The sequence below is a fragment of the Mycobacterium sp. GA-1199 genome, from assembly GCF_001500045.1.
Classification (GTDB): domain Bacteria; phylum Actinomycetota; class Actinomycetes; order Mycobacteriales; family Mycobacteriaceae; genus Mycobacterium.
This window is the reverse complement of the sequence record NZ_LQIX01000016.1, coordinates 70279-82606: the sequence shown is the minus strand read 5'-3', so window position 1 is coordinate 82606 and position 12328 is coordinate 70279. Positions and strand designations below refer to the sequence as shown.

Annotated in this window: 13 protein-coding genes and 1 pseudogene; 4 read left to right on the top strand and 10 right to left on the bottom strand. The window is 67.4% G+C overall.

Translation table 11 applies throughout. The features are described 5' to 3' along the window. Window positions 1-33: 33 nt before the first annotated feature. The 3 genes from AU198_RS13230 to fadD5 form a co-directional block, all read right to left on the bottom strand. A complete protein-coding gene (locus AU198_RS13230) occupies window positions 34-903 on the bottom strand; it encodes an MlaE family ABC transporter permease (protein WP_064348595.1) in 870 nt (289 codons plus the stop codon). Window position 904: 1 nt separating this feature from the next. Next, window positions 905-1621, bottom strand: a complete 717-nt coding sequence (locus AU198_RS13225) for an MlaE family ABC transporter permease (RefSeq protein ID WP_502689288.1) — start codon at window positions 1619-1621, stop codon at window positions 905-907. Between the two features lie 293 nt (window positions 1622-1914). Continuing rightward, window positions 1915-3585 (bottom strand): fatty-acid--CoA ligase FadD5, encoded by a 1671-nt coding sequence (fadD5, locus tag AU198_RS13220; RefSeq protein WP_064348593.1) that lies wholly within the window; start codon window positions 3583-3585, stop codon window positions 1915-1917. A 123-nt stretch (window positions 3586-3708) separates the two neighbouring features. Between fadD5 and AU198_RS13215 the strand changes: the two genes are divergently transcribed. Further along, window positions 3709-4401, top strand: coding sequence for a GntR family transcriptional regulator (locus tag AU198_RS13215; RefSeq protein WP_231744662.1), 693 nt, complete (start codon window positions 3709-3711; stop codon window positions 4399-4401). A 266-nt stretch (window positions 4402-4667) separates the two neighbouring features. After that, the gene (locus tag AU198_RS13210; protein WP_064348605.1) at window positions 4668-5006 is read left to right on the top strand and encodes a hypothetical protein; all 339 of its coding nucleotides are present in this window, start codon (window positions 4668-4670) and stop codon (window positions 5004-5006) included. Window positions 5007-5016: 10 nt separating this feature from the next. Here the strand turns inward: AU198_RS13210 and AU198_RS13205 are convergent, their stop codons facing one another. The 4 genes from AU198_RS13205 to AU198_RS13190 all read right to left on the bottom strand — a co-directional run bounded on the left by AU198_RS13205 (window position 5017) and on the right by AU198_RS13190 (window position 7878). Continuing rightward, window positions 5017-5457, bottom strand: coding sequence for an SRPBCC family protein (locus tag AU198_RS13205; protein WP_064348592.1), 441 nt, complete (start codon window positions 5455-5457; stop codon window positions 5017-5019). A 16-nt stretch (window positions 5458-5473) separates the two neighbouring features. Continuing rightward, window positions 5474-5911 (bottom strand): acyl-CoA thioesterase, encoded by a 438-nt coding sequence (locus tag AU198_RS13200; protein ID WP_064348591.1) that lies wholly within the window; start codon window positions 5909-5911, stop codon window positions 5474-5476. A gap of 144 nt (window positions 5912-6055) precedes the next feature. Next, window positions 6056-6754, bottom strand: coding sequence for a class I SAM-dependent methyltransferase (locus AU198_RS13195; RefSeq protein WP_064348590.1), 699 nt, complete (start codon window positions 6752-6754; stop codon window positions 6056-6058). An 80-nt stretch (window positions 6755-6834) separates the two neighbouring features. Beyond that, complete coding sequence (locus AU198_RS13190; RefSeq protein ID WP_064348589.1) at window positions 6835-7878, bottom strand: alpha/beta fold hydrolase; 1044 nt, start codon at window positions 7876-7878, stop codon at window positions 6835-6837. A 58-nt stretch (window positions 7879-7936) separates the two neighbouring features. On the opposite strand from AU198_RS13190, the gene AU198_RS13185 reads away from it, so the two are divergent. Next, the gene (locus AU198_RS13185) at window positions 7937-9043 is read left to right on the top strand and encodes an alcohol dehydrogenase catalytic domain-containing protein (protein ID WP_064348588.1); all 1107 of its coding nucleotides are present in this window, start codon (window positions 7937-7939) and stop codon (window positions 9041-9043) included. A gap of 3 nt (window positions 9044-9046) precedes the next feature. Here the strand turns inward: AU198_RS13185 and AU198_RS13180 are convergent, their stop codons facing one another. Both AU198_RS13180 and AU198_RS13175 read right to left on the bottom strand, forming a co-directional pair. Then, the gene (locus AU198_RS13180; RefSeq protein ID WP_064348587.1) at window positions 9047-10843 is read right to left on the bottom strand and encodes an acyl-CoA dehydrogenase; all 1797 of its coding nucleotides are present in this window, start codon (window positions 10841-10843) and stop codon (window positions 9047-9049) included. Beyond that, window positions 10840-11523: a TetR/AcrR family transcriptional regulator gene (locus AU198_RS13175; RefSeq protein WP_064348586.1), complete on the bottom strand. Its 684-nt coding sequence runs from the start codon at window positions 11521-11523 to the stop codon at window positions 10840-10842. The genes AU198_RS13180 and AU198_RS13175 overlap by 4 nt, the downstream gene beginning before the upstream one ends. A gap of 135 nt (window positions 11524-11658) precedes the next feature. Here AU198_RS13175 and AU198_RS26430 point away from each other — a divergent pair. Next, a pseudogene (locus AU198_RS26430) lies at window positions 11659-11772 on the top strand (CAP domain-containing protein); the annotation flags it as partial. Here the strand turns inward: AU198_RS26430 and AU198_RS13170 are convergent. After that, window positions 11769-12296: a DUF2231 domain-containing protein gene (locus AU198_RS13170; protein WP_064348585.1), complete on the bottom strand. Its 528-nt coding sequence runs from the start codon at window positions 12294-12296 to the stop codon at window positions 11769-11771. The pseudogene AU198_RS26430 and the gene AU198_RS13170 sit on opposite strands and share 4 nt — an antisense overlap. Window positions 12297-12328 lie beyond the last annotated feature (32 nt).

The window sequence follows — 12328 nt, the reverse complement described above, 5'->3', positions numbered from 1 at the left end:
GTGCGGGGGTTGTTGAGTGGGGCGGTCATGGCGCTACACCGTCAGGTTGAAGTTCGGGTCGACGCCGTAGAGCGCCAACGAGGCGAACAGGACCACACAGACGATCGCCACCAGCGATGCGCGCATCGAGCGTCCGACGGCCTCGCCGACGCCGACCGGGCCGCCGCTGGCGAAGTAGCCGTAGTAGCAGTGGTTGAGCATCACGATGACCGAGATGATCACCGCCTGGATGAACGACCAGAACACGTCGTCGGGACGCAGGAACGTCCGGAAGTAGTGCTCGTAGGTGCCGATCGACTGGCCGTAGAAGATCGTGGTGGTCACCTGCGCGGACAGGAAGCTCATGATGATCGCCATCGCGTACAGCGGGATGATCACGATGAAGCCCGCCATGATCCGGGTCGACACCAGATACGAGATCGACTTGATGCCCATCACCTCGAGGGCGTCGATCTCCTCGCTGATGCGCATGGCGCCCAACTCCGCGGTCGCGCCCGCTCCGACGGTGGCGGCCAGCGCCTGGCCCGCGACGACCGGCGCCGCGATGCGCACGTTGATCAGCGCGGCGAAGAAGCCGGTGAACGCTTCGACGCCGATGTTGCCGAGCGAGGCGAAGCCCTGGATCGCGACCAGCGACGAACCGGACAGCGTCACGAAGCCGACGATCGCGACCGTGCCGCCGATCACGGCCATCGCGCCCGTGCCCATGCCGATCTCGGCGATCAGGCGCAGCGTCTCCCTGCGGTAGTACCGCAGTGCGTGACCGATCGACCCGACCGCGGTGATGACGAACCACGCGACGTGTCCGACGCTGTCGAGGAACCGGCCCGGCGCGCTGGCCACACCCTTGGTGCGCTCGTACGCCCGCGGGAACCGAGAACGCAGGACCGTTGTCGTCGACACGTCAGCTCCCTGTTCCGAACCGGACACCGATCGTGGTCAGGACCACGTTGACCGCGAACAGCGCGATGACGCAGAGCACCAGGGTCTCGTTGACCGCGGTACCGACGCCTTTCGCGCCGCCGGCGACGGTCAGGCCGCGATAGCAGCCGACCAGACCGGCGATCAGCCCGAACGTCATGGCCTTGATGATCGAGATGACGACCTCGGGCAGCCCGGTGATCAGGGTCAGCGTCGAGACGTACGCGCCAGCCGAGACGTTCTGCAGGTAGACGCCGAAGATGAAGCCGCCGACCAGGCCGACCGTGATCACCGCGCCGTTGAGCAACAGAGCGACGAAGGTGGAGGCTACGACGCGGGGCACCACCAGCCGGTGGATCGGGTCGATTCCGAGGACCTCGAGCGCGTCGATCTCCTCGCGGATGGTGCGGGCTCCCAGGTCTGCGCAGATGGCGGTCGAGCCCGCCCCGGCGACCACGAGCACCGTGACCAGGGGACCGAGCTGGGTGACGGCGCCGATCGCCGCCCCGGCGCCGGAGACGTCGGCGGCGCCGAACTCGGCGAGCAGGATGTTGAGCGTGAAGATGAGGAGCACGGTCAGCGGGATGGAGACCGCCAGCGTCGGCAGGAACGCCACCCGCATCAAGAACCAGCTCTGCAGGATGAACTCGCGCCACTGGAACGGCGGCTTGAACAGTGCTTTACCGACGAGGACGCACATGCGGACGAATCCGCCTACCGCTTCCAGCCCCGGCCGGACCTGGTCGCGTACGTAATCGACGACCCCGGTCGACGCCGTCACCAGTGTGCTCCCGCGGCGCAACGGCGACTGTCGTGGTGCACCGGCAGCCCCTGTCGCACGGCCCCTCCTTGCCCCGACCTGGTTGTTGTTATCCCCGTCTCGCTACCAGCCGGTAGTAAGACAGACCACAGGAATGTACCCGATGCGATTCCCGCCGTGCAGGGCATCGGCCGGATTGTGCCTGTAACCGTTAGCAAACCCGATTCCGTTCTCTAATTCGGCTGTGGCGCAGCAGAAACCGCCCCTTCGGAGCTACTTTGCGCGGCGTCAACCGGCTTCCCGGCCCCAAACCGTGCGCGCAGTTCGGTCTTGAGGACTTTGCCGGCGGGGTTGCGCGGCAACGCATCAACAACCTCGACGGCCTTCGGGTGCTTGTACCGGGCGAGCCGTTCGTCGAGGAACGCGTGGAGCCCGCGCAGGTCAAGGTCGGTCTGATCGGCCGCGCCGAGGGCGACGACCGCGACCGGCACCTCGCCCCATTTCTCGTCCGGACGGCCGATGACGGCGACCTCCGCGATCGCCGGGTGCGCGGCGAGCGCGTTCTCCACCTCGGCGCAGTAGATGTTCTCTCCGCCCGAGATGATCATGTCCTTCTTGCGGTCGACCACCCAGACATAGCCCTCCTCGTCCTGACGGACGAGATCGCCGGAGTGGAACCAGCCGCCGGCGAACGCTTCCGCGGTGGCCTGGGGATTGTTCCAGTAGCCGGCCATGAGAGTCGGTGCGCGATAGACGATCTCGCCGACCTGACCGACCGGAACGTCGTTCATGTCCTCGTCGACGACACGTGCCGCCACCGTCGGGATCACCTTGCCGACCGATCCGAGTTTGCGGATCGCGTCCTCACCCAAGAGCATGCAGGTCACCGGAGACATCTCCGTCTGGCCGAACGCGGCCAGGATCTGGGTGCCGGGGAAGGTCTCGGCCATCTGGCGCAGCAGGGTGTCCGACGCCGGCGCGGCGCCCCAGGACAGCACCCGCAGCCGTAGCTGACGGGGCCGTGCCCGCTGGGCGGCGCACACGGCCTGCCACTGTGCGGGCACCAGGAAGATGCCGGTCACCTGCTCGGCTTCGAGGACGTCGAGCAACTCGTCCGGGTTGAACGCACCCAGCGGGTAGATGACCGTCGGCCTGCCCAACAGCAGGCCCGGGATCATGTTTCCGATGCCGGCGATGTGGAACATCGGCACGCCGATGAACCCGACGTCGTGGTTGATGTCGGCGCCGTTGGTGAACAGGAAGGTCAACGCCTGCCCGGCGATGTTGGTGTGGGTGAGCACCGCGCCCTTGGGCCGACCCGTGGTGCCGGAGGTGTACATGATCAGCGCCGGGGAATCGTTGGGGATGTCGACGACCGTCGCGGGCGCACCCGACTCGGCGATCAGGTCGTCGTAGCCGATCACGTCGTTCTCGGTGGCACCGCCGGCGACGATGACGGTGGTCAGCGTCGAGTCGATGTCCCTCACCGCAGTGGCGACGTTGGCGAGCACCGCCTCGGTGATGACGACTTTGGCCTGGCAGTCACCGACCAGGAACGCGATTTCCGGCGGGGTCATGCGGAAGTTCACCGGAACCGCGATTGCGCCGAGCTTGTTGACCGCCAGGAAGGCCTCGACGTACTCGGTGCGGTTGAGCATCAGGATCAGCACCCGGTCGCCGAAGCTCACCCCGCGGCGGCTCAACGCGCCGGCCAGCGCGTTCACCCGCTCGTCGAGCTCACGCCAGGTCGTGGTCTTGCCGAGGTGGCGCAGCGCGGTGGCATCCGGCTGCATCGACGCGTGGCGGGCCAGCTGGTTCGTCCAGTTCTGCCTGCGAGCCAGGTATGGCTGCGTGGTGGGATCGGGGTCCGGCGGTGGAAGGGAACTCAACTGCTGCTGCTCCATCGGATCTGGGGTTGCGCGCGTTTGACATTTGATCAAACATGGTGTTGCCCCGGTCACACTATGGCCTCGGCCGCTCGGGTACAAGCCCTCGTCAACGTTGGCCAGATCGCACCGGAGACCACAGTGAACGCACCGACCGCACGGCGCCCGAGGCCGCGGCGGGGGGTACGGCGTGAACAGCTGTCCGACGAAGTCGCGGCACGTCTGCGCGCCGACATCATGACCGGCGTACTGCGGCCGGGCACCTTCATCAGGCTCGACGAGACCGCAGCCGCGCTCGGAGTGAGCATCACCCCGGTGCGCGAGGCGCTGCGGACCTTGCGCGGCGAAGGCATGGTTGCGCTCGAACCGCACCGCGGCCACGTGGTGGTGCCACTCTCGCGTGCCGACGTCGAGGACATCTTCTGGCTGCAGGCGACCATCGCGCGGGAGCTGGCGGCCACGGCCGTAGAGCGCATCACCACCGACGAGATCGACGAGTTGGACCGGCTCAACGACGAGTTGGAGCTGGCGGTCTCGCGCCACGACGTCGAGGAGATCGCCGCCGCGGAGTTCGTCTTCCACCGGGCCTTCAACCGGGCGACCGGCCGGATCAAGCTGGCCTGGTTCCTCCTCCACGTCGCGCGCTATCTGCCCGGGCAGATCTACGCGGGCGACCCGCAATGGGGGGTTTCGGCGGTGGCGACGCACCGCGCGCTCACCGCGGCGCTGCGCCGAGGCGACGTCGATGCCGTCGTCGCGCTGACCGCCGGCGAGTTCACCGACGGCGCCCAGCGGCTGATCGCGCGGCTCGACGAGACGGGGTTGTGGAGCTGAGGCTTCCGCCCCCTGGCGCCGGGCACCCGTCCTTGGATACGACCCGCTGCCTACCACTTCGTCGACCTGCTGCTTACCACTTCGTCCAGCGCCCGGCTATCAGCGAAAAATTCGCTGCCAGCGAGTTTTTCGCTGTGAGGTGGGCACCTTCGCGAATGGTCGGTGGCGCAAACGCCCGTGACTGCCTGGGGATCGCCTGTGACTGCCTGGGGATGATGCGACGCGATGGACGGAAACTGTCGGTCGCCCGCGGCACATTCGTGGCCATGACCAGGAAGCGGCACATCTACGGCGTCGAACTGCGGTACGTGCTGACGTTCTATCTGTCCCAGCACGGCCCGACGACCATCACCGACCTGATCGACGCGATCGACTACTACAACTTCGCGCTACCCGGACCGGCTCCCAAGTGGGTCTCCGATGCCTTGCGCTGGGAGATGGCACACGGCCGGGTGCGGCGGCTGCGGCGCGGACTGTACGGCCCGGGCCACACGCCGCGCTCGACCGCGGACCGGATTCGCAAACGAGTGATGGACCTGCGCGCGGAAGCCGACATGCTCGCCGGCCGCGACTTCGAAAAGTGGCTGGATGCGCTGCCCGATTGACGAACCGGTCCTACGTGGAGGCCAGCTGTTCGGCGCGGGCCTTGAGGTTGTCGGCCAGGTAGTCCAGCGTGTCCCCGATCGCCTTCTTCACCATCGGCTTCGGGATGGGCAGCTTGGTCTCGACGTCGAGGTCGACGGTCAGCAGCGATGTCGCCCCAAGCGGAACGACGGAGAACTTCTGCTCCTGCTTCTCGAAGTGATCACCCTGCTGCAGGACGGTGAAGATCTGGTTCTCGCCCGGGTAGTAGACCGCGGTGATGAAGGTGCCCGCCTGCCCCTGCACGACTACGTCGAGACGCAACTGGCTGGGCCGGCCGTCGTCGTACCGGGCCAGCACCCAGCACCCCTTGATCTCTTCGTTCCACTGGGGGTAGGCCTCGAAGTCGGCGACGATCCCCATGATCGCTTCGGCTGAGGCCGCCACCTCGACGGTTTTGCTCACGAGCGGCATCCGACGAGCATATCGACTACTGAACGCGCGCCTTCTCCAGCAGCTCGCGGATCGGGCCCGGGATCGGTACCGGCCGCCGACTGTCCCGCTCGACATAGACATGCACCCAGTGGCCCACCGCGGCGGTCGGGCCGTCGTGCTGCCAGAGCCCCAACCGGTAGGTGACGCTGCTGGTGCCCAGACGGCTGACCGCAAGGCCGACCGTGAGCGGTTCAGGGAATCGCAGCTCCGCCAAATATCGGCACCCCGACTCGGCCACCACCCCGAGCCACGGCACGGTCAGCGGGTCGATCCGCAGGTTGGTGTTGATCCAGCCGTTGATCGCCGAGTCGAACAACGCGTAGTACACCGCGTTGTTGAGGTGCCCGAACATGTCGTTGTCGGCCCACCTGGTGGTCACCGACCAGTGCACCGGAAACTGCGTTGGGGTCGGCACCTCCCGGGGTTCGGACATGACAGCAGTCTCGCAGCCCGGCACGGTTGGAGACTGCCGCCGCTCCCTAGCAGGGTGAGCTTGCGTAAGCCTCCGCCGCGCGGCAGTAGTTACTGGAGGCCTAAATGGTGCGCGTGTTATCGGGGCCGTGGTTTCCTTCCGGATTCATCGATGCTCGCCAGATGCTGTGACGGTGCGGGTCGCACGTCCCACGGCGAGGGGGTGGACGATCGCCGGCATGGCGCGCCAGACGGCGTATTGGGCCGAGACCGCGAAGCCGCTGGCTCGCAGGCGCCCGACGGTGTCGCGATTGCAACGGCAACCCCCTGCGAAGTGGCGCCACGGCTCGACGAGCTTGTCCTGGCACGCCGCCAGAAAACGCGAGCTTGCGCGCACGTGCTCGATGAACAGCAGCTGCCCGTCGGGCCGGAGCACCCGTGCAATCTCGCGCAACACACGCTCAGGGTCGTCGACCGTGCACAGGGCGAGCGTCGAAACGACAGTGTCCACCGACGCGTCGACGAATGGTAGGTGCTCTGCTTTGGCGTCGACAATCCTTGTGGCAGAACCGTACCGGCGCACACGACGCGAGAGCTTCCTACGCATTCCCGGCTCGGGCTCGGTGAGCACCAGCTCGGTGACCGCCTCCGGATAGTGCGCAATGTTCAGTCCGGTCCCGGCGCCGATCTCGACGACGCGGCCGTAGGCATCGGCCAGCAGCGCGGCGCGCCTGCGACGCATGCCTGCGGTCTCACCCAGCCACAGCAAGGGGTCGTACGCCAGAGCGAAGACCCGCAGCCAAGTGGCGGATTGCGGCTCTCCGCCGAGTTCTCTGCTCGACTTGATATCGGCGACTTCGGTCATGGCGCAAACGTAGGAGTGGGCACGTTACGCACGCATCGCCCGAAACGGCCATCTTTGGCGGATGGCCCCTTTCGGCTAGTTCACAGCAGTCCCAGCCGCGCGGCTTCCGCGACGGCGGCGGTGCGTGAGGTGCGGCCCAGCTTGCGGCGGATGTTCGCGACGTGGCGGTGCACGGTGTGCGGGCTCAGGACGAGGTCTTCGGCGATTTCGCGGTCACTGAGACCGCGCGCGATGCAAGCCAGAATCTCGCGCTCGCGAGAGGACAGCACCTGCTCCTGGCCAGACGCGTGACGCGATGACGGCTGCGACGTCGTCGCCAACACTTGACGGCACGCGCGAACGACGGATTCGGCGTCACCGTGCCACGGGAAGTGCGCGTCGCCCTGCAGCGGAACGAAGGTGGCACCCGGAATCGCGGCCGCCACCTCGCGACCGAGCCGGTACGGCACGGCACGGTCGTCCCGGCGATGTACCACCAGCGTTGGCGCGCGGACACGCGCGAGATGGGCTCGAACATCGAGGCGATAGACGAAAGCCAACACCGCGGCGGCGGTCTCGGCCGTGGCCGCCTCACGCTGCAGCCGGACGAAACGCTCGTGCTCGTCAGCGTCGGCCCTGCCGAGGAAGATGTCACCCAGAAGACGTGATCCCAGGCCCCAATGTGCCTGTATCGCAGCCAATATCGCGTCTCCGACACCTGGCGCCGTGAGTTGCGTTCCGTCCGGATAGGACCCGTACAACACCAACCGCTCGACACGCTGCGGGAAGGCCGCGGCGAATGCAACTGCCGTGCAACTCCCCGATGAGCCACCGATGAGCGAAACGCGTTCGAACCCGAGCTCGTCGACGAGTGAACGCAGTGTCGCGACCTCGTTGTCGAGACTGAGATCGGAGTCGTGCAGCGTGCGGTCCGACATGCCGACTCCGAGCCGGTCGTAGCGGATCAACGTGTATCCGTCGGCGATTCCCTCCCAGAAGCGACGAAAGTCGCTGTTCTGCCAGTCGAGTTCGAGATGGCTGACCCACCACGCCGGAGCGATCAGCGGTGGGCCACTGCCGCGCACTTCGTAGGCGATGCGGCGTCCGCCGACCGGCAGAAACCGAATCTCGGACCTTTCCAGCACGCCAGCAGCGTAATGCGAACCCGCCCGTCGGATCGTCGGCTCGCGGCAGACTGCATTCATGAGGATCCGCGGTGCCGTGCTGGAAGAGATCGGCCGTCCGCGGCCGTACGCCGCGTCCAAACCCTTGACGATCGGCGAACTCGACCTCGCGGCGCCAGGACCGGGTGAACTGCTGGTGCGGGTGGAGACCGCGGGTCTGTGCCACTCCGACCTGTCGGTCGTCGACGGCAACCGCGTGCGGCCCGTGCCCATGCTCCTCGGTCACGAGGCGGCCGGCGTCGTCGAAGAGGTCGGCGCTGGCGGCTCCGACGCCGCAACAGGGACCCGAGTGGTGATGACCTTCCTGCCTCGGTGTGGTGAGTGTCGGGCGTGCGCCACCGACGGTCTCACCCCCTGCGAGCCGGGTTCGGCCGCCAACGGGGCGGGCACGCTGCTGACCGGCCAACGCCGGTTGTCGCGAGACGGCGAACCGGTCCACCACCATCTCGGCGTCTCCGGTTTCGCGACCCACGCCGTCGTCGATCGGCGTTCGGTCGTGCCGGTGCCCGAGGACGTTCCCGCGGTGGTGGCGTCGCTGCTGGGCTGTGCGGTGCTCACCGGTGGCGGCGCGGTGATCAACGCCGGCCGGCCACGCCCGGGCGACACCGTGGCCATCGTCGGGCTCGGCGGTGTCGGGATGGCCGCTGCCCTGACCGCACTGGCCGCCGAGAACGTCCGTGTGGTGGGCATCGACCAGCTACCCGACAAACTCGAGCGGGCCCGCGGCCTCGGAGTGCACGACGCCTACACCCCGGAAGAGGCTCGGGACAGCGGGTTCAAAGCCGCCGTCGTGATCGAGGCTGTCGGTCATCCGGACGCCCTGGAGACCGCGGTGGAGCTCACAGCCGCGGGCGGGCGCACGGTGACGGTCGGCCTACCTCGGCCGGATGCACGGGTGTCGTTGTCGCCGTTGGGTTTCGTCGCCGAGGGACGCTCGCTGATCGGCAGCTACCTCGGTTCAGCGGTGCCCGCCCGAGAGATCCCCCACTTCGTCGAGCTGTGGCGCGCGGGACGGTTGCCGGTGGAGTCTCTGGTGTCGTCGACGATCACACTCGACGAAATCAATTCCGGTATGGACGAATTGGCCGACGGCCGAGCCGTGCGTCAGGTCATCCGCTTCGACTAGGCGTCAGAACCAACTGTCCCGCATGTCCATCGTGGTGCGGTCCAGGCTGGCGAGCAGGTCGAGTTGTGGTGCGGTCTTGGGCAGTTCGTACCGGAAGAAGTAGCGGGCGGCTTGGCGCTTGCCCTCATAGAAGTCCCCGCTGCGACCGTGTGCGGCGATCTCCTGCTGCAGCCACATCCAGGCCACGACGATGTGGCCGAACGCCTCGAGGTAGATCACGCTGTTGGCCATCGCGGCCTCGACGTCACCGGAGCCGAACATCTCGGCGGTCACGGTGGTGAGGCGCTGCCATGCCGCGTCCAGCAGACCTGCGTGTTCGGCGATCCGCCCGCCGAGCGGGCCGGCCTCGGCGATCGTGCGCCCGATGGCCGCACCCAGCGCCGCCAGTCCCGCGCCACCGCGCGCAGGGACCTTGCGGCCCAACAGGTCCAGGCTCTGGATGCCGTGCGTCCCTTCGTGGATCGGGTTGAGCCGGTTGTCGCGGTAGTGCTGCTCGACGTCGTATTCGCGGGTGTAGCCATACCCGCCGTGCACCTGGATCGCCAGGCTGTTGGCCTCCAGACACCATTGCGACGGCCAGCTCTTACCGACCGGTGTCAGCATCTCGAGGAGCAGGGTAGTGGCCTCCCGCTCCTCATCGGAGGCCGCGCTGTGCTGGAGGTCGACGAGCTTGGCGCAGTACAGCAGCAGCGCCAGCCCACCTTCCGCATAGGCCTTCTGCGCCAACAACATTCGCTTGACGTCGGCGTGCTCGACGATGGGCACCTGTGGCGTCGACGGGTCCTTGTCGCCGATCGGCCGTCCCTGTGGGCGCTCGCGGGCGTACTGCACCGACTTGAGATAGCCGGTGTAACCGAGCGCCACCGCACCCATCCCGACGCCGAGGCGCGCCTCGTTCATCATCGTGAACATGTAGGCGATGCCGCGGTGCGGTTCACCGACGAGGTATCCGACCGCGCCCGGCCTCCCGCCGGGTGTGTACGCGCCCTCGCCGAGGTTCAGCACCGTGTTCGTGATGCCGCGTTGGCCCATCTTGTGGTTCAACCCGGCCAGTACGACGTCGTTGCGCTCACCGACCGCACCGTCGCCGTCGGGCAGGTACTTGGGCACGATGAACAACGAGATGCCCTTGGTTCCCGGTGGTCCGCCGGGAATCTTGGCAAGCACAAGGTTCACGATGTTGTCGGTCAGCTCGTGTTCGGCGCCCGAAATCCACATCTTCGATCCGAACAACCGGTAGGTGCCGTCATCGTGCGGTTCGGCGCGGGTGACGATGTCGGCCAGCGACGAACCGGCCTGGGTCTCCGACAACGCCATCGTGCCCGAGAAGCGGCCTGCGAGCATCGGTTTGACGAACCCCTCGACCTGCTCGTCGGTGCCGAAGCGAGCCAGCAGGTTGGCGTTGGCCATGGTCAGCATGAGATAGCCCGTCGTGCTCAGGTTGGCCGCCGAGAACCAGGCGAATGCGGCCTGCGCCACGGTCGCGGGCAGCTGCGCGCCGCCGAGGCGCTGTTCCATCGACATCGCGATCAGGTCGGCCTCGGCGAACGCGTCCCAGGCCTCCTTGACCTCGGGGATGACGGTGACCTTCTCGCCGTCGAAGGTGGGTTCGTTGGCGTCGCTCTTCTTGTTGTGCGGCGCGAAGTACCGCGTCGCCAACTGCTCGCATAGCTCCAGCACCGCGTCGAAGGTCTCGCGCGAGTGCTCGGCGAACCGTTCGCGTTCGGTCAGCTCCTCGACCTTCAACCACTCGTAGAGCAGGAAGTCGAGGTCGCGACGAGACAGCAGTAGCGATCTCACGGTGCCGTGGCCGTGTCCGGTTCACCGGGCAGCGCGTCGACCTCGATGCCCAGCGGCGACTCCGACCGCACCGACTCGTCACGGATCAGACCGCGCAGCAGCGCCGTGCTGAACTCGACCGCGATCTCCTGTGCGGTGCGCCTGCCGTGCGGCCGCAGCCAGCGGTACGCACCCAACGTCATGCCGATGTAGCCGAGCGCGAGGACGTGCGAGTCGCAGTCGTAGAACTCGCCGCTTGCGATGCCGCGGTCGATGACGTCGCGCACGTGTTCGTAGACCTGCGTCTCCTTCTCCCGGATGTAGGCGACTTGGTCTTCGGTGAACCACTCGCCGATGTAGGGGCCCTCCTGGAAGTAGACGGCCGCGCGTTCGATGTCGCTGGCGATGCCGACGAGCAGCCGGCGGGTGAAGTGGTAGATCGTCTCGCGGGCCGACGCCGAGGGGTCGTCGTGCAGCGCGTCGACGGTGAAGTCGGCCGCGCCCTTGTAGATGTCGTAGAGGATCAGCGACTTGCTGGCGTAGTAGTGGTAGACGGTCGCCTTGTTCAGGCCGACCGCATCGGCGACATCGTCCATGCGGGTGCCGTGGTAACCGCGCGCGGCGAAGAGCTTGGTCGCAACGGCCAGCAATTCGTCGCGACGGGTCCTCCCGTTCGGGGTGGCGGCGTCCGAAGAGGGCATGGCGACTCACTATATGCAGGCCGGAACCTCGTCCGGGCGTCAATCAACTGGTTGGAAGTGTAGGTGTTGGGGGTGTCGCCGGCCGCAAGGCGGGTCTAGACTTCCCCCATAACCGGCCCGTACTCGAGAGGTGACCCCATGGATCCGAATCCGGACTATGACGCGAGCGACGAGCTGGAGTACGGCGTGAACTGGTTCGCCTGGATTCTTCGCGGCGTTTACCCGCCGCCGGCCTACCCGCCGGTTTAAGCCGTCAACTGCCAGCGGTGCACACCCGCGCCCTGGGCGTAGGACAGGTGCCCGCCGAGCGCGCCGCCCACTGAGACCGCGGTCAACCCCAGCACGCTGAACGCGCGCGCCGCACCCACCTTGCCTCGCTTGTACTTCCGATACGCCACCCAGAACGACACCGCCGCGACCGTGTTACCCGCCGCGTGGACGAGACCCACCCGTCGCTGCCGCTTGCCCAGTGTCGGGAACTCCGCCAGCCCGGCCAGCACGGCGGGCGGCGTGGCGGCCAACCCGATCGCGATGAGCTGCCGCGCGGCGTCGCGGTCCTTGAAGATCAGGTCCAGCACCATCGACGACATCCACGCGCCGATGGGCAGGGTGATCATCAGCGGATGTGTGGGGTGGCCCAGCCACGAACCGCGCAGTCCCTGCGCCAACGCGCCGTCGCCGAGCACCCGGTCGACGGCATCGGCCGTCCGGTCCGCGACCGCGTCGAGAGAGTCGGCCGATTCGGGGATCTGAAGAAGGGCGTGCATGTCCATGCCGTCCGGATTACCCGCGCGTCGTCGGCTGA